Raw genomic sequence first — 22,711 nt, 5'->3', positions numbered from 1 at the left:
ACTCTCCATAAAAGTTAAGTTTAAATCTTGTATTGCTCAAAAAACTAATAATTGACGTTTACTTCATGTTTTGTTTAGTTTTCAAAGTTCACTTTATCGCTTCAGAAGCGACTTTTAAATCATATCATTTAAAGCTTGTTTTAGTCAACAACTTTTTAAAATGTTTTTTGATTTTTATTTCGTTTGTTTTCCCTCGTTTGGGACAACATAGAATAATATATCAGCTATTTGAATTAATTACAATACTAAAATAAAAATACTACTATTCAGAATGTTTCATCTAATTGAGCTCTTTATTAACAATGGTGAGTGTATTCACCTAAATATAACTAATTAAAGGATGCTTCATTATGAAGCATCCTTTAATTCTTATGCTAACGTTGCACTCTTCTTTAATTTTTCAATAGGCTTTACTGCTTCTACTAATGCTTGATCTAACTCAGTAGTGTATTTTACTTTTTGTTCCTTATTCCACTCTAGCTTTATTGACATAAATTCAATTACTGCGTCCTTCCATTCATATACCCAATGAATATTAAAGAACAGTGCACCAGTACGACGTATAAAAAAGTCGACTGGTTTTACAACCATCTCAAAGTCTATTGCATATAAAAGCGGTACGAAGACATCTATAGGTAAATTATATTGATATGCCACCATTCTGTGCTGACTTGCTAACTGAAATAGCGTATCCACATTGGATCCATAAAACTTTGTAAAACGTTCAGCTTGATTTTCTGATAAATCATACTTGATTCCTTCTTTGGTTTTTTCAGAAATATATTTAGAGAATTGCGCTGCTCCACCTACATGTCCACCAGAGATTGGCATATGTTTTGTCTTACTTTTAATATAGTTAGAATTGTATCCTTCCTTTTTTAGTAATTCAGTTACATAGTCGATTACCGTTTCGGCCATTTTTCGATATCCTGTTAACTTTCCACCAGCAATTGTAATTAATCCAGAATTTGAAGTCCAAATTTCATCTTTGCGTGAAATTTCGGATGCATTTTTCCCTTCTTCATATATTAACGGACGTACTCCTGCCCAACTTGATTCTATATCCGGTTTCGAGATGTTTAATTTTGGAAACATATAGTTGATTGCATTAATAATATAATTACAATCTTCATTCGTCATTAGTGGTTTTGCAGCATCTTCATTATAAAATGTATCTGTTGTACCTACATATGTCTTTCCATCTCGAGGAATCGCAAATACCATACGTCCGTCTGGCGTATCAAAATAGATTGCTTGACCGAGTGGGAAGCGACTATGGTCAATAACTAAATGAACACCTTTGGATAGCTGTAATACTTTACCTCTCTTTGAATTATCCATTTCACGCAGCGAATCCACCCATGGTCCCGCTGCATTTACAATTTTTTTACCGTATACTTCATACACTTCACCGTCTAATAAATCAACGACAATTACACCGCAAACTTTACCATCTTTATATAAGAAACCATCTACTTTTGCATAGTTCACTGCTTTCGCCCCATGAGCGATCGCTTCTTTCATTACCTCAATTGTTAGACGAGCATCATCTGTGCGGTACTCTACATAGTATCCTCCGCCTTTTAACCCTTCTTGTTTTACAAGTGGCTCTTTTTTGATCGTTTGTTCACGATTAAACATTTTTCTCCGTTCACTTCTTTTAACACCAGCTAGGAAATCATAAATTCTTAATCCTATTGATGTACTAAATGCACCAAATGTGCCACCTTTATGGAAAGGTAATAACATCCATTCTGGAGTTGTTACATGTGGACCATTTTCGTAAACAATTGCACGTTCTTTCCCAACTTCTGCTACCATTTTTACTTCTAATTGTTTCAAGTATCGTAATCCACCATGTACAAGCTTAGTTGAACGACTAGATGTACCTGCTGCAAAGTCTTGCATTTCAATTACGATTGTTGATAATCCACGTGTAGTAGCGTCTAATGCAATACCTGCTCCAGTAATACCTCCACCGATTACGATTACATCTAATTCTCTTTTATTTACTGTTTTTAAGACATCTTTTCGTAGTACACCTGAAAATTTCATTGCTTTTCCTCCTTAAATACGAAAAAAAGAGACCACAAACATTACTATAGAATTTCTTCTATAGCATGTTGCGGTCTCTCTAAATCTCCTACCGAAATATTAACTTGTTTCTATTTTAACACTATACTATATTATTTAAAAGCTTTTGTTGCTTCGATTGCTTTTTTCCAACCACTGTATAGTTCTTCTCTTTTTTCATCTTGCATTTCTGGTTTAAATCTCTTATCCATATTCCATTGTTTGGAGATTATTTCTTGATTTTCCCAATAACCAACAGCTAAACCTGCTAAATAAGCTGCACCTAAAGCTGTTGTTTCATTTACTTCAGGACGTTCAACTGGGACATCTAATAGATCACTTTGAAATTGCATTAAGAAATTATTCTTAACTGCTCCCCCATCCACACGTAAAGTTTTTAGTTCAATACCTGAATCAGCTTCCATTGCACATAAAACATCTTTTGTTTGATAAGCTAATGCTTCAAGTGTTGCACGAATAAAATGTTCCTTCGTTGTTCCTCGAGTTAATCCAAAAACTGCTCCGCGTACTTCACTATCCCAGTATGGGGTACCTAGGCCAACAAATGCAGGTACGATATAAACTCCATCTGTAGATTCCACCCTAGTGGCATATTCTTCACTATTACTAGCATCTTTAAACATGCGCATACCATCACGTAACCATTGAATAGCAGAACCTGCTACAAAAATACTTCCTTCTAAAGCATATTCAACTTTTCCATTTAGTCCCCATGCAATTGTTGTTAATAAGCCATGATTAGATTTTACCGCTTTTTCACCAGTATTCATTAACATAAAACAACCTGTACCATAAGTATTTTTCGCCATTCCTTCACCAAAGCAAGCTTGACCAAATAACGCAGCTTGTTGGTCACCTGCTATCCCTGCAATTGGTACTTTTTGACCAAAGAAATGGTAATCAACAGTATGACCATATACTTCAGAAGAAGATCGTACTTCTGGAAGCATGCTTTTTGGTACCGTTAGCATTTCAAGTAGTTCATCATCCCATCTTAATTCATGAATGTTATACATTAATGTACGTGATGCATTTGAATAATCCGTAACATGTACACTACCGCCAGATAATTTCCAAACAAGCCAAGTATCAATTGTTCCAAATAATAATTCACCACGGTCTGCTTTCTCTCTTGCACCTTCAACATTATCTAGAATCCACTTAACTTTTGTTCCAGAGAAATAGGCATCAATTAAAAGACCTGTTTTTTCATGTACAACCTCTCCATGGCCTTTCTCTTTTAAATCGTCACATATCTCACTCGTTTGACGTGATTGCCAAACGATCGCATTATAGATTGGTCTTCCAGTTTCTTTGTCCCACACAACCGTTGTTTCACGCTGATTTGTAATACCTATACCTGCAATTTGCTCAGGTTTTACATCTGCTTCACTTAAACAAGTAGCAATGACAGCTAAAATTGATCCCCAAATTTCTTGCGCATTATGCTCAACCCATCCTGGCTTTGGAAAATGCTGTGTAAATTCTTTTTGTGCAACATGAACTATTTTTCCATCTTTATTAAATAGAATTGCACGAGAACTTGTTGTACCTTGATCTAAAGAAAGAATGTATTTATTCATAATCGTCCCATCTCCTCATTAAGCTACTACTTTTCTATTATTTGCATGACTTTGACTCTTTTTACTTGTCAAATAAGAAACTATTAAAATACCAACTGTTACAATTCCTACATAAATAATTGCAGAGTTATGCTTACCTTCAAAAATAATCTGATAGAATATTCCTGCAAGTGATCCTCCTAATACTGGTCCAACAACTGGAATCCATGCATATTTCCAATTCGAACCACCCTTACCGGGAATAGGTAATAAAAAGTGTGCAATACGAGGTCCTAAATCACGAGCTGGATTAATTGCATAACCAGTCGTTCCACCTAATGATAAACCAATGCTAACAATTAAGAACCCTACGATAAAAGGGTTTAAACCATCTGCAAATTTATTTGAACCAATTGCTAAAATACCAAACACTAAGATGAATGTTCCGATCAATTCACTTAAAAGATTTGCAAATATATTAGGTATAGCTGGACCTGTTGCAAATACACCTAATTTTGTTCCTGGATCTTCTGTTTCTTTCCAATGCGGTAAGTAATGTAAATAGACAATTGTTGCTCCGATCATTGCACCAATCATTTGTGCTGAAATGTATTCGGGTACTTGACTCCATGGAAAATTGCCTTTAAAAGCTAATCCTAATGTTACTGCTGGATTTAAATGCGCTCCACTAATACTACCTACTGCATAAACAGATATTGCAACTGCTAAACCCCATCCTAGAGTTATTACAATCCAACCTGAATCCTTAGCAAATGATTTTTTTAAACTTACACCTGCACAAACTCCTCCACCTAAAACAATTAGCAAAGCAGTTCCAATTAATTCCCCTAAAAATGCTGACATAATTTCACTCCATCCACATTCTGTTTAAAATTAAGTTTTTTCGTGATCGAAAATAAATTGAATGGCCATTCTTTTTAAAAATAACTCCGTTAATATAAGCTGTTGATTTAATAAAAAGAAGTATTGAGACGATAAGTATGATATTAGTGCATATCAACTATTAACAGAGCCTAAAAACAAAAAGACCCACAATCAATCAGTTTCTATTAACAAATAGAAACTATTAATTGTGGATCTCTTCATTTCTCCGTCACGTTTATTAACTTGTCTTTTATGCTAACCTCAATTGAAAGCGGTGTCAACAGAATTTTTCACATTTTTGCCATTATTTTAGAAATTTTTTCCACAAATCTTTATCCGAGGTTGTAATTGCTGTAGCACCAGCATTCAAAGCTGCTTCCACATCTTCAACAGTTCTAATAAATCCGCCAGCTAAAATAGGTATACCAGTTCTTTCTTTTACCTCTGCAATAACATTCGTTAGTGCTCCTGGTAACACTTCAATGTAATCAGGCTTTGTTTTTTCTAATAACACTAAACTTTTTTCCATTGCTCCAGAATCAATCAAAAAGATTCGTTGGATGGCAATAACCCCTTTTTGCTTAGCCTTTAAAATAACATTGGATTTTGTAGAAAGTAATCCATCTGGCTTGTATTCTTGACAAAGAAATTCCGCTGCATGCCCATCACTTTGTAAACCATGTATAAGGTCGACATGTAAAAATACTTTCTTTCCATGTTGCTTAGCAAGAGAAACTACACTTTTCAATTGACCGATATGAATATCAAGAATAACAATATTTTTATACGAAGTAGTTAATAATTTTTCTAAATCCTTTATTTTTCTAACTGCTGGTAGAATTTTTTGTTCATGAAAATCCATCAATATTACCCCTATAGAATTTTTTACTTTTATAGTACACAATTAAAAAAAAAAGAAAAAGCCTGTACAATGAAAGAATTTTCTTTGTACAGACTCTTTTTTAATTTAGGTTCTACTCTCTGAAATACGCTAGGAATAATACGAATACTACAAACAACACATACATTACAGGATGAATTTTTTTCGTTTTTCCAGCTGCAATCATTGAAATCGGATAGAAAATGAAACCAACTGCGATACCAGTTGCAATACTATAAGTTAAAGGCATTGCAATAATTGTAAAGAATGCTGGAACAGCAATTTCGAACTTTTTCCAATCAATTTGACCAATTGATGAAACCATTAAAACTCCGACTACGATTAAAGCAGGTGAAGTTACCGCTGCAGTTACTACTCCTAAAAGTGGAGCGAAGAATAATGCTAATAAGAATAGAATACCTGTTACTACTGCTGAGAATCCAGTACGTCCACCAGCAGCTACACCAGCAGTTGACTCAATATAAGAAGTAGTAGTACTTGTACCTAAAGTTGAACCAACTACAACAGCAGTTGCATCAACCATTAATGCTTTACCAGCTCTTTCAAGTTTGTTTTCTTTTAATAATCCAGCTTGGTTAGCTACAGCTACTAATGTTCCAGTTGCATCAAAGAAATCTACAATAAAGAAAGTTAATACTACAGCAAACATTTTACCTGAAGAGAAAACATCTGGAATATGTTTAATTGCTTGACCGAATGTTGGAGCAATACTTGGTACTGGACCAACAACTGAAGATGGTAAGTCGATAATTCCAAAAATCATACCTGCGATTGCAGTAATGATCATACCTAAAAATACACCGGCTTTTATTTTTCTAGCCATTAACACTACAGTAATAACTAAACCGAAAATCGTTAATAAAACAGCAGGTTCATTTAATTTACCAAGTGATACGAATGTCGCAGGGTTACTTACGATAATACCTGAGTTTTTTAAACCTACAAATGTAATAAAGAATCCAATACCGCTACCAATTGCTAATTTTAATTCAATTGGAATTGCATTTATAATTTGTTCACGAAGACCAGTTAATGAAAGAATGATAAAAATGATACCTGATACAAATACGCCAGCTAATGCTGTTTGCCATGGAATACCCATTCCAAGAACTACGTTAAAAGCAAAGAATGCATTTAATCCCATACCTGGTGCTAAAGCAATTGGATATTTCGCATAAATCCCCATTAAAATCGATCCATATGCTGCAGCTAAAGATGTAGCTACAAAGATTGCCTCTTTATTCATTCTTAAAGCTTCTGGGAAATCCTTTATATCTGATAATGATAAAATCGATGGATTTACAAATAAAATATAAGCCATTGCTAAGAATGTAGTTAAACCAGCAATTGTTTCTTGACGATATGATGTGCCTAACTTGTTGAACTCAAAATAATTACTGATACGTTCTTTCATGTGATCCTCCTATGTTTTAGTCTTAAAAGTCGGTCTCTATTGTTTAAAATAGAAAAGGCACTTTTACACAATGGTAAAAGCGCCTATCACGAGCAGTTTCATTCCGAACTTATTAACCCAAGAATAGTAGAATAATAGCAAAATAGTAGGTTAATAACTTTCAGAAATCATTACTTCGTAGTCCGCCATTTTACGGTGGCGGGTAGAGACGCTAGTCCATATTTACTAGCCTATACGACATGTTATGACAAATAATTTATTTAATTTACCTCTTTATATTACAATCAGTTTTGATACGTGTCAACAAAAAAACGAACGTTTTTTATAAAATATTCGTTTTCGTTCGTTTTTACCATATTTTAGTTGTTCAATTATACTTGATCATTTGGAAAAATACATTTTAGTTAAATAAAACGTTCAATTAACAGTTAATTCTAATAACTATTGTACTATAAACTGTTCAATAAATGACAAATTACAACAAAAAAAATCTACAATCATTTACTAAAGTAGAGATTTAGCTATATTTACTATTTTTAATACATATTTTGTTTTCTTTTCGTCTTTTAATAAAAAATATAATAACGATGCAATTACAAAACTATTAATTATTACCATTATCTTTAGTAAATTTATATTTTAAATAATTGAATTACTCTCCTACTTCCTAATAATCCCCAATACACTACAAATATAAGTATAATACTTGATAAAAAAATGTTTTACTGACCAGGGGATACGAATTCACATTTAAAAAAGTTTATGCAATTTCAGACCCTCCCAAGTTAAAATATCGATTATAAACCAAAATTATCGCAGAATACACTCACATGTCCGGCTATTTGTTACAAACTGGGGTCAAATCACAATAAAAAAAGCCATGAACCCAATAAGGGTTTATGGCTTTTTTTATTATTCCCACTCAATCGTTGCAGGTGGCTTACTAGTTATATCATAAACTATACGGTTTACATGTTTAACTTCATTTACAATACGAGTTGAGATTTTTTGTAGTACATCCCAATCAATACGTGCCCAGTCAGCAGTCATTCCATCGATAGATGTTACTGCACGAATACCTACAGTGTAATCATACGTACGTTCGTCACCCATTACACCAACACTACGGATGTCAGGTAATACTGTGAAATATTGCCAAATTTCTTTATCTAAACCAGCTAAAGCAATTTCTTCACGTAAAATTGCATCTGATTCACGAACGATTTCAAGTTTTTGATCAGTAATTTCACCTAATACACGAATTCCTAGACCTGGGCCTGGGAATGGTTGTCTCCAAACGATTGCATCTGGAATTCCTAGTTCAGTTCCAACTGCACGTACTTCGTCTTTAAATAATGTATTTAAAGGCTCGATTAACGTGAATTGCATGTCTTCTGGTAATCCACCTACATTATGATGTGATTTGATTGTTTGAGCTGTAGCCGTACCGCTCTCGATAATATCTGTATAAAGAGTTCCTTGAGCTAAGAAATCCATACCTTCTAATTTAGCTGCTTCATCATCAAACACATAGATGAATTCATTACCGATAATTTTACGTTTTTCTTCTGGATCAGAAACGCCAGCAAGTTTACTTAAAAAGCGCTCTCTAGCATCTACTTTAATTACGTTCATGTTGAAGCCTTCACTAAACGTCTTCATAACGCCTTCAGCTTCATCTTTACGTAATAAACCATGGTCAACAAAGATACATGTTAATTGATCTCCAATTGCTCTGTGAATTAATACTGCAACTACTGAAGAATCAACACCACCACTAAGTGCACAAAGTACCTTTTTGTCGCCAACAGTATTACGAATATGTTCAAGTTGAACTTCAATGTAGTTTTTCATTGACCAGTTTGATTCACATTCGCAAATATTGAATACGAAATTCTTTAAAAGATCATTTCCATATTCAGAGTGACGAACTTCTGGATGGAATTGTACACCATACATTTTTTTAGCTTCGTTACTCATTGCTGCGATTGGGCAAGAAGCACTAGTTGCATCTACAACGAATCCCTCTGGTTGTTGGATTACTTTATCACCGTGACTCATCCAAACTACGTGGTCTGATGGTAGGTCTTTTAATAAAGCAGACGGATTTTGAATATTTAATTCAGCTTTACCGTATTCACGTTGGTCAGCTCTAGCTACCGTTCCACCAAAATGTTGCGTCATTAACTGCATTCCGTAACAAATACCTAAGATTGGAATTTCTAAATCAAAAATTGCTTCATCACAGAAAAAGGCATTTTCACCATATACGCTATTTGGTCCGCCAGAGAAAACGATCCCTTTAGCGCCCATTTGCTTAATTTCCTCTGCAGTGATTGTATGAGGACGTAATTCACTATAAACGCCAAACTCACGGATACGGCGTGCTATAAGTTGGTTATATTGACTTCCAAAATCTAGTACTACAATTGTGTCATGTTGTTGCAAAACGGTCACCCCATCTATATATATTGAATTAACGTATCAGTTAAACTGATACTATTTTTCCCAAAAAAAATAAAAAAAGCCGACTTTCTCCTCTTTTTACATACGAAAAATACGCATAAGAAGGCAGAAAATCAGACTTAAATTAAACAAAGTCAGACTGCCTTCATAGTCAGGGCATGTTACGGCGCCCCGGTAGAGACTCTCGACCCGTATTGTCGAGGATATATGAAGAATAATGACGAATATTGTATTATTGTCTCATTCTAACAATGTATATTTTTTCGGTCAAGGTATTTCAATACATAAAAAAAATAAATTTTTGTGGAAACGTTACAACTTGTCATGAATAAGATTATAGTGTATCTTTTAACTAACGAACGGTAGGTAGTTTACCGGAACAAAATTTTTTATTTAGTCTGCTATAAAGGGGAGATTTTTTATGAGTTGGATTTACTTAGTTATAGCGGGAGTTTCCGAAATTGCTTGGGCATTTGGACTAAAATACTCAGAAGGTTTTACAAATTTGTTACCAACAATTTTAACGATAGCTGGAATCTTGTTCAGCTTTTATTTATTTTCAAAAGCAATAAGAGATATTCCAATAGGTACTGCCTACGCAGTTTTTACAGGAATCGGTGCCGCTGGGACAGTTATTATAGGAATGTTATTTTTAAATGAATCAGCATCTATATTAAAAGTTATTCTGGTAATTACATTATTATCTGGAATTATTGGCTTAAAATTAACTTCAGGTGATAAAAAAGCAGAAAAGGGAGATGCAGCTTAAAATGGCTTGGTTATTTTTATTTATTGCAGGTTTGGGTGAAGTTGGCTTTGTCATTTTTATGAAGCTATCTAATAATTTTAAAAAACTTAACTACTCCATTTTGTGTATTCTATCTGGATGGACTAGTTTTTACTTATTATCAAAGGCCTTAAAGGTTATACCCGTTGGAACAGGTTATACAATCTGGACTGGTATAGGTGCCGCTGGTTCTGTTTTAATTGGCATGTTGTTCTTTAATGAATCACGTGAATGGAAGAGACTATTATTTATCACATTAGTAATTGGATCTGTTATTGGTTTAAAAATCATCTCTCCTCATTAAAAAAATCCCTATTTGAAACAGAAATAGGGGTTTTTTCTTTAGGAATTACGTGATCTTGTCTTTTAAAACAGCTTGCTCCAAGTGTTTTTTCCAACAATTCCATCGACAACTAGTCCATTACTAGCTTGAAATTTTTTAACTGCATTTTCAGTAACCGGTCCAAAAATTCCATCTGCCGTTATTTTAAGTTTTTGTTGAACTTTTTTAACAGATTCTCCTCTTGATCCTTCTTTTAAAATACCAGGGTATGGGACTGAGTCTGTTTGGGTTTTCGGGGGATTTAAGATCGCATCAACTTGTTCTTTAAACTCGTTAAATCGATCGGTGTTGTCTATGAAGGTTTTTGGACATGGCTTATGTGTTATGTCATAATGTCTAACAATGTCATTTGCATTTAATTTAAACATCTTACACAATTCAGCAATTACTCTAATCGTACGTGTTAATGTATATTCTGAAATCGTACCATCCTTTTCGACACACATTTCAACACCGATTGAAAGCTTATTTGCGTTCGGAGCGAGTTCATCCACCCCTCTATATACACCACCATTACTATTTCTTTCATAATGATCATTTGCATGATAAGCTACTTCATCAAGCGGAATAATACAGATTGCCTCTTTCGAATCAACAAAAATATGAGCAGATGCATATGTTTTATTTTTTATCGCTATACCGTTAAAATACCTTTGGTGACTCTGAGCACTTGCCCCTGGATTTGCTGTCCAATGCAGCACAATTTTTCTAACTTCTTTCAATTTTATTGACGGCCTCGTATACTTGTTCATCGAAATAAAATCATTTCTCCAATATGCCAAAATTAGCACTCCTTTTCAATATTGGCATGTCCAAAAAAACCTCTTTCGAATACTTGGACATGTATACTAATACAGTATTCTGAAAGATAAAATTCGTTACATATAAAAAAGAGAGTATTAGATACTCTCCAGGAAGTTCCTTTCATCTAAACCTAATTACTTTTTTAGCGGTTTAACATAAATTGCTTGTGATGAATTAAAAGATATACATCCATCCAAATCCTTCTCTTTTAACAATCCCAAATTAATTGCAGACTTGATTTTATCTCCATCTGGTTTTCTTACTATTTGTATTAAATCAGTCAAGTTTAGTTCTTCTAATTTATAAATTGTCTTCTCCTCATTAAATTTCTCTTTTTTTCTTATGATTCGTTCAAGTTTTAAATTATTAATAATTAGTTCACCTTTTTCATTCATTCCAACTTGATGATCAAAGTATCCATGAAAAATCTTTTGTAATTCTTCTAACTGATTTTCAATATCTTTCTTTTTTTGACTCAAATCATAGTACTCGTTCAACATCGGTTCCGTAATTTTGAAATTATTTTTCCTCCCCATTTCATAACACCACTTTTCATAAGAAGATAATTAATCTTATTGTGAAATTAGACGAGTTATGACTTGAAATACATTTGAAATAAAAGTACATTAACTAGTGGAAGACTAAAAATAGAGTGAAATATTGCTATATAAGAAAACAAAAATTTTATGTTATTTATATATATCAAATGAAAAAGAAAGGAATCTTGATTATGTTGAAAAGCAACAATCATGATAGCGAAATGAAAAATGTTTATTGAGCCAATGCTATTACAAAATGCTGATAAACCTTTTGACTCTGATCAACATTATTTTGAATTGAAATCAAATGGTGTTCGAATGATGCTTGAAAGGCAAAATGGAAAGAATAAACTTTTTAATCGAAATGGTACCGAGATTACGGAGAGAATCCCTGAACTCGAAAATATCGACTTAGATGATTGTTACTTAGACGGTGTTTTAGTTTGTTATAATGACGGCAGAGAGGATTTTGAAGCGGCAACCAATCGGATAAGTTTTATTCAAGAATACAAAATAATACAAGGAAGCAAACAATTCCCATTAACATATATCGTTTTTGATATTTTACGCCTTAAAAATAAGAACTTAATGAAAGAACCTTTATCTTATCGAAAAAAAATCCTTTCAGAAACTATAGTTGATCAAGAATCAATTAAAAACAGTTTTTATATCGAGTCGGAAGGTCAGATGTTTTTTGAGCAAATTAAAACTCTTGGACTTGAAGGTATAGTAGCTAAATCAAAAGATTCTACTTATATACCAGCACATCGATCACTAAATTGGTTAAAAATTATTAACTGGAGATATAGTAATTACTATATAACAGGCTATAAAAAACAAGGAATGGGATTATTAATCTCGGAATTAAAAAATGGTGAGCATGTAAATGTAGGAATAGTAGAGTTCGGAATGAATACCGGCCAAAAAACAGCTTTCTTTAGTCTAACTAAGCATATAAAAACTGGAGAAGACAAAAATTATATTTATGTAGAACCGTTAGTTCGATGTGTGATAAAAAATAGAGGTCAATTAAATAGCGGAGAATTAATTGAACCAATATTCCATGACTTTATCGTTTAAAAAATAACTTTTTTAGAGTAATGATCTCCCCCCCTTTAATGTAGAAAGTATTAGTGCTTTTTACTTACTTGAAGGGGTTTTTTTTATGTTCTATTTAAATATAAGCCATATTATGATTAACCAAAATGGTATAGAAAATAAAAGACCAAAAAGGCATCCTCTATATAAACCAAAATTCATCTAAATCATCCTTAAAAAGTTATTTGATATAATTGTAAATATGCTTCTTTATAGTTTTTCTGCTTTTATCAAATTTACTATACATATTTAAACGATATCTAGTCAATAAAGCCTAAGTCTTATTTAATTCAATTTCTTTAATCTAATACCAGTTAGTTATTCTCATTATCGACTACTCAAAAAGTAGATAATCGAAACATAAAAATAAAAACCCTATAAAAGTCCCAGGTTTTTTACTTTATTTCACTATATTTGCTAGCAATATTACTTTGAAATGAAGTCTAATATAAATACGGTCTCTTATAAAGAATAATTAAACGTACAGTCCAACTAGTAATACTTTCTATTCACTCAATTTTTTGTTCAACCTTTACAATAGTACTCTCTGCCACTGCCAAACGTTCTTTAATTTCTGCTATTTTTTCCTGTAATTCATTAATTTCGTCTATCCATATCCCCTCATTTCTTTATAGCTTGTCCTTCTCTTAATATATTCAGAAAATATTAAATTTGTTAATGGAAAATAGTATGAAAGAAATAATAATTTTTTATGTTAAAACGGAGTTGATTTCTTTGGTGAAAAAAAACAACAACCAATATTTTTAGATCTCGCAATTATATGCGAAAAAAAACCCTTGATTGCTCAAGGGTTTTTTTCTTTATTACATCATGCCGCCCATGCCACCCATACCCATATCAGGCATTGATGGAGCATTTTTCTCAGGGATGTCAGCTACTACTGCTTCAGTTGTTAAGAACATAGCAGAAACAGATGCTGCGTTTTGAAGTGCAGAACGTGTAACTTTAGTTGGGTCAACAATCCCTTCTTCGATCATGTTTACCCATTGTCCGTTAGCTGCATTGAAACCAACGCCAACTTCCGCACTTTTTAATTTCTCAATAATTACTGATCCTTCTAGACCAGCATTTGTAGCGATTTGACGAACTGGAGATTCAAGTGCACGTAATACGATGTTGATACCTGTTGATACGTCACCTTCTGCTTCGATTGCAGCTACTTTATTATATACGCTCATTAATGCAGTACCACCACCAGCTACAATACCTTCTTCAACTGCAGCACGTGTAGAGTTTAATGCATCTTCAATACGTAATTTACGCTCTTTTAATTCAGTTTCAGTTGCAGCACCAACTTTGATTACTGCTACACCACCAGCTAATTTAGCTAAACGTTCTTGTAATTTTTCGCGATCAAATTCAGAAGTAGTTTCTTCTAATTGAGCACGGATTACACCGATACGTCTTTGGATTGCTTCAGTTTCACCAGCACCCTCAACGATTGTAGTGTTTTCTTTAGTTACTACAACTTTTGAAGCACGACCTAATTGAGTGATGTTAGTTGTTTTAAGATCTAATCCTAATTCTTCTGTAATCACTTCACCGCCAGTTAAGATCGCGATATCTTCTAACATTGCTTTACGACGGTCACCGAAGCCAGGAGCTTTAACAGTAACTGCATTGAACGTACCACGTAATTTATTTACGATGATCGTTGCTTGTGCTTCACCTTCAACATCCTCAGCAATGATTAATAGTGGTTTACCTTGTTGAACAACTTGCTCAAGTACTGGTAAGATTTCTTGAATGTTTGTTACTTTTTTATCTGTGATTAAAATATATGGATTTTCTAATTCAGCAACCATTTTCTCTGAATTTGTAACCATGTAAGGAGAAGAGTATCCACGGTCAAATTGCATACCTTCTACTACTTCTAACTCAGTTGTGAAACCTTTTGATTCTTCAAGAGTAATAACTCCATCGTTACCAACGCGCTCCATTGCTTCAGCAATTAATTGTCCAACTTCTGGATCCGCTGAAGAAATTGCAGCAACTTGTGCGATTGACTCTTTACCTTCAATTGGTTTTGAGATTGTTTTTAATTCTTCGATTGCTACAGCAACTGCTTTTTCGATCCCTTTACGGATACCCATTGGGCTTGCACCAGCAGTTACGTTTTTAAGACCTTCACGAATCATAGCTTGAGCTAAAACTGTCGCAGTTGTTGTACCGTCCCCAGCAACATCATTTGTTTTGCTAGCAACTTCTGCAACTAATTTTGCACCCATATTTTCAAATGCATCTTCTAATTCGATCTCTTTTGCGATTGTAACACCATCATTTGTAATTAATGGAGAACCGAATTTTTTCTCAAGAACTACGTTACGTCCTTTTGGTCCTAAAGTTACTTTTACAGCATCAGCTAAAGCGTCTACACCACGTAACATTGCACGACGTGCTTCTTCACCAAATCTAATGTCCTTTGCCATGAAAATGACCTCCTTATAATATAAAAAATTTATTTTTTAATTTAAGTATTTTTATTTTATTAACCTATGATTGCAAGTATATCGTTTTCGCGAAGTACTAAGTATTCAGTGCCACCGTACTTAACTTCTGTTCCTGAATATTTAGAGAAGATAATGCGGTCACCTACAGATACTTCTAAAGCTACGCGCTCACCATTTTCAAGTACTCGGCCAGTACCTACTGCAACAACTTTGCCTTCTTGTGGCTTTTCTTGTGCACTACCTGGTAACACGATACCACTAGCAGTTTTTTCTTCAGACTCAACAAGCTCAATTACAACACGATCACCTAATGGCTTTAACATGTGTAATACCTCCTCAATAATCAAATCATTATTTTTTAGCACTCATGTATATTGAGTGCTAACACAATTATTAGTTTAAATAATATCAAAAAATTTTGCAAGCCCGAAGCAGGCACTTTTCTTGTCGAAATTTAATAAGTTTTTTTCTTTACAATCAAAAGTAAAATAAAAAGTGAAAATTTCTTTTAAGAAACAAAAGAAACGAGTAAAATAATGTACGTGTTGTTATAAACCTTTGGGTTCTGAAAAATATCAACACAAAGGAGCTATCGTATTGAAAACTAGAGATTTATGGATTTTATTAACGTATGTCGTTCTTCAATATTCAGCGGTATTTGGGGTGCCCTATTTATTAAATAGTAACTTATACGTTGGAGTGGATCAGAAAACAGCTTCTCTTGAAGCGGTGGCATTATGGGGTTGTATTAGTTTCATAAGTGGATTAATTATCATACTTATCTTATTACATAAGCCAATTTATGAAGGAATTAAAAACCTAAAAACTAATTATCGTACAATAATAAATTGGGTTATTTTAGGTTACTTCATAACAATGCTAACTCAAATTGTCTGTAATTTAATTTTAATTTATGTACTTGATTTACATAAAGGCTCAGAAAATACTCAAAATATCATAAACATCGCTAAGCTTAACCCGGCTTTTATTATCATCCCAAGTTTAGTTGCACCCATTTTAGAAGAGATTATTTTTCGTCGTATTATTTTTAAAAGGCTATATAATCGTTTACCATTTATTATTTCTGCTGGAATTAGTTCAGCGATCTTTTCGCTTATGCACGGTGACTTGCCCTTCTTTTTATCATACTTTTTAATCGGTTTTGTATTTTGTTATCTGTATAAACGAACAAACTCAATTATGGTACCAATCTTAACACATATGTTAATGAACTCTTTTGTTGTTTTTCAGCAGATCAATTTACATTAAAACCAAAACCCCCAAATTCTTTGGGGGTTTTTATTTTGATATGAATTTATTGTTGTAAAAAATATGCCAATGTTTGCAGTTCAACTGCTAAGTCTATATGATGAATGCGAATTTGTTCTGGTACACTAATTCGTGCAGGTGTGAAATTTAAGATTCCTCTAATATTTTTTCCATTTAATCGATCAGCTATTGATTGTGCTACAGGTGCAGGAACAGTTAAAATAACGATTTGAATATCTTCATTCATAACTTCCTCTAGATTATCTAGATTATAAACGGGTACTCCACCTATTTCAGTACCGATTTTATTTGGATCAATATCAAATGCCATCTCAATTTTTGTATTATTATTTTTTATAAAATTATAATGTAAGAATGCAGTTCCTAAATTACCAACACCAATTAATGCAACTTTCATAACTTCATGCTGGTTAAGCGCTTTCGAGAAAAAAGTTAATAAATAGTTTACGTTATAGCCATAACCTTTTTTACCAAGTGCTCCAAAATATGAAAAATCTCTTCTGATTGTAGCGGAATCTACCTTTACTGCTTCACTTAACTCTGCTGAAGAAACTCTTTGTTTACCTGATAAAGACAAATTCTTTATAAAACGGTAATATAAAGGTAGACGTTTAGCAGTAGCTTGTGGAATTTTAATTTGTTCCGAATCCATTTTTTAATCCCCCACTTACTGTAATTCTTTTTACTATGGTGTGTATTTTGACTTTATTTTAGTAATAAAGTACTTGTTCTAATGTAAAATATACACTATATTTAAGAATTTTGACAGTCTACAGTTACATACATAAAAAATTTTGCAATGAGGTGTTATCCATGATTCTTTTACAAGTAAATAATGTCTCAAAGTATTTTGGTAGTGACATTATACTTTCAAATATAAAATTAGAAGTTCAAACGAGTGATCGAGTTGCCATTGTTGGGCGTAATGGTGCGGGAAAATCTACATTATTGAAAATCATAGCAGGCGAAATATCCTATGATGGCCGTGAAATAAATAAACCTAAAGACGTTACTGTAGGCTACCTAGCCCAAAACTCTGGTTTACAAAGCGATAAAACGATTTGGGAAGAATATTATTCTGTATTTAATCATTTAGTAGAGATGCAGGACAATATGAGAAAATTAGAAGTTAAAATGACTAGGGAGGAGGTCTACTCTAATCAAGCCGTTTATGACAAGGTTATGAATGAATATGATCATCTTCAATATACTTTCAAAGAAAACGGTGGTTACCAGTTTGAAGCAGATATTCGTTCAATAATTAGTGGTTTAGGTTTTAGTAATGAAGATTACGAAAAAAAAATTTCTTCGTTAAGCGGTGGACAAAAGACGAGACTGGCATTAGGTAAGCTATTATTGACAAAGCCTGATTTGTTAATCCTGGATGAGCCTACGAACCATTTAGATATTGACACTCTAAGTTGGTTAGAGCGCTACTTACAGTCATACCCTGGTGCTGTATTAATCGTTTCCCACGATCGATATTTCCTTGATCAAGTTGTTAATATTGTTTATGAAATATCTAATCATAAGCATCAACGATTTGTTGGTAATTATAGTAAGTACCTTGATCTAAAAGCAGCTCAATATGAACAAGAGTTAAAACAGTTCGAAAAGCAACAAGATGAAATCTCTAAACTTGAAGATTTTGTGCAACGTAATATTGCGCGTGCTTCAACTACCAAAAGAGCTCAAAGTCGTAGGAAACAATTAGATCGTATGGTTCGATTAGACAGGCCACTTGGAGACGAATCTTCGGCTAATTTTTCATTTACAATTGAAAAACAAAGTGGTAATGATGTGTTGTCTGTACAAGATTTATTTATTGGCTATGATCGTATCCCAACAATTGATGAGCCGATGAGATTCGTACTGAATCGAGGCGATAGTGTTGCTTTAGTCGGTCCAAATGGTGTTGGTAAATCGACATTACTTAAAACGATTATAGGAGATTTAGAAAAATTACAGGGAACGATTGATTTTGGTGCAAACGTTTCGGTTGGATATTATGATCAAGAGCAAGCAAAACTAACTTCTAATAAAAGAGTATTAGACGAACTTTGGGATGATTATCCATTAAAGCCCGAACAAGAAATTCGAACAATATTAGGGAACTTTTTATTTTCTGGAGATGACGTGACAAAAATTGTTACCTCTTTAAGTGGTGGAGAAAAGGCAAGATTAGCTTTGGCTAAGCTTATGATGAAAAAAGCTAATTTCCTAATTCTTGATGAGCCTACTAACCATTTAGATTTAGATAGTAAAGAAGTGTTAGAAAATGCTTTATTAGATTACCCTGGAACGATTTTATTTGTTTCTCATGATCGTTACTTTATGAACAGATTATCCACAAAAACTTTTGAACTAGCAAAAGCAGGATTATCAATTTATTTGGGTGATTATGACTATTACCTATTTAAGAAAAACGAAGCATTTGAAAAAGAACAAGCAGAAAAAGAGGCTACATTAGCACAGGTTAAACTATCCTCTCAACCAATTTCTGATTATCAACAAGACAAAGAATTGAAGAAAAAACTCCGTCAAACTCAGCGTCGAATAGAGGAAATTGAAAGTAATATATCGCAATTTGAGCTTGATATAGAGACGATCGAACTAGAATTATGTAAGCCAGAAGTTTATGGTGATTTTCAATTAGTACAAGAATTAACAAATAAGAAAAATGAGATCGAAGCTAAGTTAATAGACCTAATGGAAGAATGGGAGAACTTACAAGATTAATGACTAAACGGATAAGCTTTTTGCTATCCGTTTTTCTTATCTACATATTTATCCACATATATTCAATTATCATTTAGCTTTTACACAGATTTATACACACTATCCACAGAAAAACAGTAAAGTTATACACAATTTTGTTCACATAGTTTAATAAGTTTTTAACAAATAAAAAGTACTTATCCACATTTTATTGAAAAATTGTGAATAAGTACTTCTTACATATTCTCTAAATCCAAACCTGGATTCCCGTTTAATGCCAAATTACCTAGTTTTCTTTGTTTTAAACGGATAAATGCAGCAGCACCAATCATCGCAGCATTATCTGTACAAAGTGATAGTGGTGGTATAACTAATTCTATATTACTCAAAGCATTCATCTCTTCTTGTAATGTAGCTCTCAACCCTTTATTAGCTGCCACTCCTCCGGCTAATAAAACTTGTTTTACATTATATTCTTTTGCAGCTTGAATTGTTTTAGAAACAATTACTTCAATTACACTTTCTTGGAAGCTTGCTGCGACATCCGCAGGTGATACTTCCTCGCCTCTTTGCTCAGCATTATGCATATAATTAATAACTGCTGACTTTAATCCACTAAAACTAAAATCATAGCTACCCTCTTCTAACCAAGCTCTAGGAAAAGGAATAGTTGCATTTCCTTCTTGTGCTAGACGATCAATGTGAGGACCACCTGGATAAGGTAATTTAAGTGTCCTAGCGACCTTATCATAAGCTTCTCCTGCTGCATCATCTCTTGTTTCACCTATTACCTCAAAAATGCCATCTTCCTTCATGTAGACAAGCTCCGTATGTCCACCAGAAACTACTAATGCTAATAGTGGATATTGCAGGGGCTGTACAAGTTGATTAGCATAAATATGACCCGCAATGTGGTGTACTCCTATAAGCGGTAATCCATGTGCAAATGCAATTGCTTTTGCCGCATTGACCCCAATTAGTAACGCTCCAACTAGTCCTGGACCTTCTGTAACTGCAACGGCAGCTAGATCTTCATATTCTACCTGTGCCTGCTTCATTGCTTCTTCGATTATTAAAGTTATTTGCTCAACATGTAATCGTGATGCAACTTCAGGTACAACTCCACCAAAACGTTTATGAATATCTATCTGAGTAGCTACTACATTACTTAAAATCTCATTTCCATTTTTAACAACTGCTGCTGAGGTTTCATCACAGCTTGTCTCTATAGCAAGAATTAAACAATTTTCATTTATCATTTCAAATTCACCCACATAACTAATGCATCCTCAAAATTATCTGTATAATAGCTTTTTCGAATACCACCATCTTGGAAGCCCAGTTTTCGATATAGACCCATTGCTACATGATTCGATACCCTAACTTCTAATGTTAATGTATCAGCTCCAAGATTTTTAGCAGTTTCCATTACCGCACGAAGTAACTTTTCGCCAAGACCTACTCCTCTATAATCTGGCAAAATAGCTATATTTGTAATATGTCCCTCGTCAATGACCACCCATAATCCACAATAACCAATTATTTTCTCATCAACTTCAGCCACTATATAATTGGCAAATTGATTTGAATATAATTCATTATAAAAAGCATCATATGTCCATGGTGTAGGGAATGCTTGTTTTTCAATTTCTACTATTTGATCTAAATCTTCTTCTTTCATTTTACGAAAAGCAACCGATGAGATCATAATATCCTCCTACTTTTCTTGGCTTGCTAGCCAATTAGCTTCTGCTTCTGATAATCTTAAATATTCTGGTGCAAAATTATGAACTGATTCTTCTTTTTCTTCTAAGCTACATGTAAACAGTTCACTTGGTCTCTGGTTATTCATACTTTCTTTTGCAAAGACAGCTTTATCTTTTAAATGCTCAATAATAAATTCTTTATGAATTGATACATCATTACCAATAAATAAGATTTGTTCATTATAAGATTTAAGCTTTTCAATCCAAATACTTCGGTCAATATTGCAGTCTTCTAATACCTCATTAGTGACCTGACCTCTAAAATCATAAAGACCTGTAAATAATAAGTTGCGTCTTGCATCAAATAATGGGCAAACTAATCCATTAAAATATCGCCCGTTAGCTGCCAATACCTTCAAACTTGATACTCCGATAATTGGAATATTTAAAGTGAAAGCTAATGATTTAGCCACAGTGACACCAATGCGTACGCCTGTATAAGAGCCTGGACCTTTTGCAACTACTATTTTAGATAGTTCCTGTGGTTTTATATTGCATTCTTCCATTAAAGTACTAATTGCTGGCATTAATCGTACAGAATGGTTTTTATTAATAAATGTTATCGTTTCTCCAATAACAGATTGATCTTTTATTAGACTAATCCCCATAACATTTGTAGATGTATCAATTGCTAAAACGGTCATTGTTTATTAACTCCTTACAAATAAATTCATACCTAGATCCACTTGGAATAAAAGTAATCATTCTACCATTTTCTTCATGAGTTATTATGATTTTTAAGAATTCATTTGGTAAGTAATCTGAAATTAAATGAGCCCATTCTACAACACAAACACCTTCACCCATAAAATACTCATCAAAGCCTAAATCTTCACTACTACCTTCTAAACGATAAACATCCATATGATATAGAGGAATTCTACCTTTATATTCTTTAATAATATTAAAAGTTGGGCTGTTAACCGTTCTTTTTACATCAAGACCTTTAGCAAATCCTTTTGTAAAAGTGGTCTTTCCAGCACCAAGGTCTCCTTCTAATAATATTACATCCTTTTGTTGCACTAGTTGTCCGAGAAAAAATGCAATTTCTTGGGTTTCTTCCTCAGTATTTGTATGTAAAACAATTTCCAATTACTTCACCACCAAAATTCTAACTCGTCTATTTCTAACTTTGCCATATTATATCATTTCAAAACATTAAGCGAATGTCAAACAGTAATATTCTTTTGAATAGTTTAAATAAATTATTGAAATTTATATTAGGTTGTTTTCGTTTCTTTTGTTACTTATCCCGCTTTTTGCAAGCCGTAAATCGTGCCTTCTAGTCGCATAGGCTCCTTGTGATCTCCCTAACATCCGACGTTTTCTAATTAAGGTTGAGTTGAGCAGTCTTTGCTTCTGAGGCTTCTGTTTTAAACAGTTATAATCGTTAAAAGTAATATTCTTTCTATATTACTCATTTCAAAAATAATAAAAAAAACGAAACAATTTTTTGTTTCGTTTTAAGAATCGTATGTATGGCGGTCCCGACCGGGATCGAACCGGCGATCTCCTGCGTGACAGGCAGGCATGTTAACCGCTACACCACGGGACCATTTTGGTTGCGGGGACA

20 protein-coding genes, 1 tRNA gene and 2 riboswitches are annotated in these 22,711 nt (G+C 33.4%); of the genes, 5 read left to right on the top strand and 16 right to left on the bottom strand.

Annotation, left to right across the window (positions count from 1 at the left end; translation table 11 throughout):
• Nucleotides 1-369 precede the first annotated feature (369 nt).
• The 6 genes from ACFVRR_RS23730 to guaA all read right to left on the bottom strand — a co-directional run bounded on the left by ACFVRR_RS23730 (nt 370) and on the right by guaA (nt 9,304).
• Nucleotides 370-2,055: a glycerol-3-phosphate dehydrogenase/oxidase gene (locus tag ACFVRR_RS23730; RefSeq protein WP_387333203.1), complete on the bottom strand. Its 1,686-nt coding sequence runs from the start codon at nt 2,053-2,055 to the stop codon at nt 370-372.
• A 131-nt stretch (nt 2,056-2,186) separates the two neighbouring features.
• Complete coding sequence (gene glpK / locus ACFVRR_RS23725) at nt 2,187-3,677, bottom strand: glycerol kinase GlpK (RefSeq protein WP_387333201.1); 1,491 nt, start codon at nt 3,675-3,677, stop codon at nt 2,187-2,189.
• Nucleotides 3,678-3,695: 18 nt separating this feature from the next.
• A complete protein-coding gene (locus tag ACFVRR_RS23720; RefSeq protein WP_387333199.1) occupies nt 3,696-4,520 on the bottom strand; it encodes an MIP/aquaporin family protein in 825 nt (274 codons plus the stop codon).
• 325 nt (nt 4,521-4,845) lie between these two features.
• Entirely contained in the window at nt 4,846-5,403 is a 558-nt protein-coding gene (locus ACFVRR_RS23715) for a glycerol-3-phosphate responsive antiterminator (protein ID WP_387333197.1), read from the bottom strand.
• 112 nt (nt 5,404-5,515) lie between these two features.
• Nucleotides 5,516-6,844, bottom strand: a complete 1,329-nt coding sequence (locus tag ACFVRR_RS23710; protein WP_387333205.1) for an NCS2 family permease — start codon at nt 6,842-6,844, stop codon at nt 5,516-5,518.
• A gap of 170 nt (nt 6,845-7,014) precedes the next feature.
• Nucleotides 7,015-7,114: riboswitch (purine riboswitch) on the bottom strand.
• A gap of 654 nt (nt 7,115-7,768) precedes the next feature.
• Complete coding sequence (guaA, locus tag ACFVRR_RS23705; protein WP_387333195.1) at nt 7,769-9,304, bottom strand: glutamine-hydrolyzing GMP synthase; 1,536 nt, start codon at nt 9,302-9,304, stop codon at nt 7,769-7,771.
• Nucleotides 9,305-9,450: 146 nt separating this feature from the next.
• Nucleotides 9,451-9,553, bottom strand: a riboswitch (purine riboswitch).
• 190 nt (nt 9,554-9,743) lie between these two features.
• Between guaA and ACFVRR_RS23700 the strand changes: the two genes are divergently transcribed.
• A complete protein-coding gene (locus tag ACFVRR_RS23700; RefSeq protein WP_025672133.1) occupies nt 9,744-10,091 on the top strand; it encodes a QacE family quaternary ammonium compound efflux SMR transporter in 348 nt (115 codons plus the stop codon).
• A 1-nt stretch (nt 10,092) separates the two neighbouring features.
• The gene (locus ACFVRR_RS23695; protein WP_056470039.1) at nt 10,093-10,413 is read left to right on the top strand and encodes a DMT family transporter; all 321 of its coding nucleotides are present in this window, start codon (nt 10,093-10,095) and stop codon (nt 10,411-10,413) included.
• 62 nt (nt 10,414-10,475) lie between these two features.
• Here the strand turns inward: ACFVRR_RS23695 and ACFVRR_RS23690 are convergent, their stop codons facing one another.
• Both ACFVRR_RS23690 and ACFVRR_RS23685 read right to left on the bottom strand, forming a co-directional pair.
• Entirely contained in the window at nt 10,476-11,234 is a 759-nt protein-coding gene (locus tag ACFVRR_RS23690) for a peptidoglycan recognition protein family protein (RefSeq protein ID WP_387333193.1), read from the bottom strand.
• Between the two features lie 156 nt (nt 11,235-11,390).
• A complete protein-coding gene (locus ACFVRR_RS23685) occupies nt 11,391-11,792 on the bottom strand; it encodes a hypothetical protein (RefSeq protein WP_387333191.1) in 402 nt (133 codons plus the stop codon).
• 231 nt (nt 11,793-12,023) lie between these two features.
• Between ACFVRR_RS23685 and ACFVRR_RS23680 the strand changes: the two genes are divergently transcribed.
• Nucleotides 12,024-12,875, top strand: a complete 852-nt coding sequence (locus ACFVRR_RS23680) for an ATP-dependent DNA ligase (protein WP_387333190.1) — start codon at nt 12,024-12,026, stop codon at nt 12,873-12,875.
• 842 nt (nt 12,876-13,717) lie between these two features.
• Here the strand turns inward: ACFVRR_RS23680 and groL are convergent.
• Nucleotides 13,718-15,343, bottom strand: a complete 1,626-nt coding sequence (gene groL / locus ACFVRR_RS23675) for a chaperonin GroEL (protein WP_387333188.1) — start codon at nt 15,341-15,343, stop codon at nt 13,718-13,720.
• A gap of 59 nt (nt 15,344-15,402) precedes the next feature.
• Nucleotides 15,403-15,687 (bottom strand): co-chaperone GroES, encoded by a 285-nt coding sequence (gene groES, locus ACFVRR_RS23670; RefSeq protein ID WP_025672094.1) that lies wholly within the window; start codon nt 15,685-15,687, stop codon nt 15,403-15,405.
• A 274-nt stretch (nt 15,688-15,961) separates the two neighbouring features.
• On the opposite strand from groES, the gene ACFVRR_RS23665 reads away from it, so the two are divergent.
• Complete coding sequence (locus ACFVRR_RS23665) at nt 15,962-16,633, top strand: CPBP family intramembrane glutamic endopeptidase (protein WP_387333186.1); 672 nt, start codon at nt 15,962-15,964, stop codon at nt 16,631-16,633.
• Between the two features lie 46 nt (nt 16,634-16,679).
• On the opposite strand, the gene ACFVRR_RS23660 is transcribed toward ACFVRR_RS23665, so the two are convergent.
• Nucleotides 16,680-17,306 (bottom strand): redox-sensing transcriptional repressor Rex, encoded by a 627-nt coding sequence (locus tag ACFVRR_RS23660; protein WP_387333184.1) that lies wholly within the window; start codon nt 17,304-17,306, stop codon nt 16,680-16,682.
• A 161-nt stretch (nt 17,307-17,467) separates the two neighbouring features.
• On the opposite strand from ACFVRR_RS23660, the gene ACFVRR_RS23655 reads away from it, so the two are divergent.
• A complete protein-coding gene (locus tag ACFVRR_RS23655) occupies nt 17,468-19,393 on the top strand; it encodes an ABC-F family ATP-binding cassette domain-containing protein (protein ID WP_387333182.1) in 1,926 nt (641 codons plus the stop codon).
• A gap of 215 nt (nt 19,394-19,608) precedes the next feature.
• On the opposite strand, the gene tsaD is transcribed toward ACFVRR_RS23655, so the two are convergent.
• The 5 genes from tsaD to ACFVRR_RS23630 all read right to left on the bottom strand — a co-directional run bounded on the left by tsaD (nt 19,609) and on the right by ACFVRR_RS23630 (nt 22,693).
• Nucleotides 19,609-20,631 carry a tRNA (adenosine(37)-N6)-threonylcarbamoyltransferase complex transferase subunit TsaD gene (gene tsaD / locus ACFVRR_RS23650; RefSeq protein WP_387333180.1) on the bottom strand — a complete coding sequence of 341 codons (1,023 nt, stop codon included), beginning with the start codon at nt 20,629-20,631 and terminating at the stop codon, nt 19,609-19,611.
• Nucleotides 20,628-21,080, bottom strand: coding sequence for a ribosomal protein S18-alanine N-acetyltransferase (rimI, locus tag ACFVRR_RS23645; protein WP_387333178.1), 453 nt, complete (start codon nt 21,078-21,080; stop codon nt 20,628-20,630). Before rimI ends, tsaD begins: the two co-directional genes overlap by 4 nt.
• 9 nt (nt 21,081-21,089) lie before the next feature.
• On the bottom strand, nt 21,090-21,782 hold the full coding sequence (gene tsaB, locus ACFVRR_RS23640; RefSeq protein ID WP_387333176.1) for a tRNA (adenosine(37)-N6)-threonylcarbamoyltransferase complex dimerization subunit type 1 TsaB: 693 nt from the start codon (nt 21,780-21,782) through the stop codon (nt 21,090-21,092).
• Nucleotides 21,763-22,230 carry a tRNA (adenosine(37)-N6)-threonylcarbamoyltransferase complex ATPase subunit type 1 TsaE gene (tsaE, locus tag ACFVRR_RS23635; protein ID WP_056470004.1) on the bottom strand — a complete coding sequence of 156 codons (468 nt, stop codon included), beginning with the start codon at nt 22,228-22,230 and terminating at the stop codon, nt 21,763-21,765. The genes tsaB and tsaE overlap by 20 nt, the downstream gene beginning before the upstream one ends.
• Nucleotides 22,231-22,617: 387 nt before the next feature.
• Nucleotides 22,618-22,693: transfer RNA gene (locus ACFVRR_RS23630), tRNA-Asp, on the bottom strand.
• Between the last annotated feature and the right edge of the window lie 18 nt (nt 22,694-22,711).

The organism is Gottfriedia sp. NPDC057948, from assembly GCF_042887255.1.
Taxonomy (GTDB): Bacteria; Bacillota; Bacilli; order Bacillales; family Bacillaceae_G; genus Gottfriedia.
Note: the sequence above shows the minus strand (reverse complement) of the source record. Positions and strands in the feature narration are given on the sequence as shown.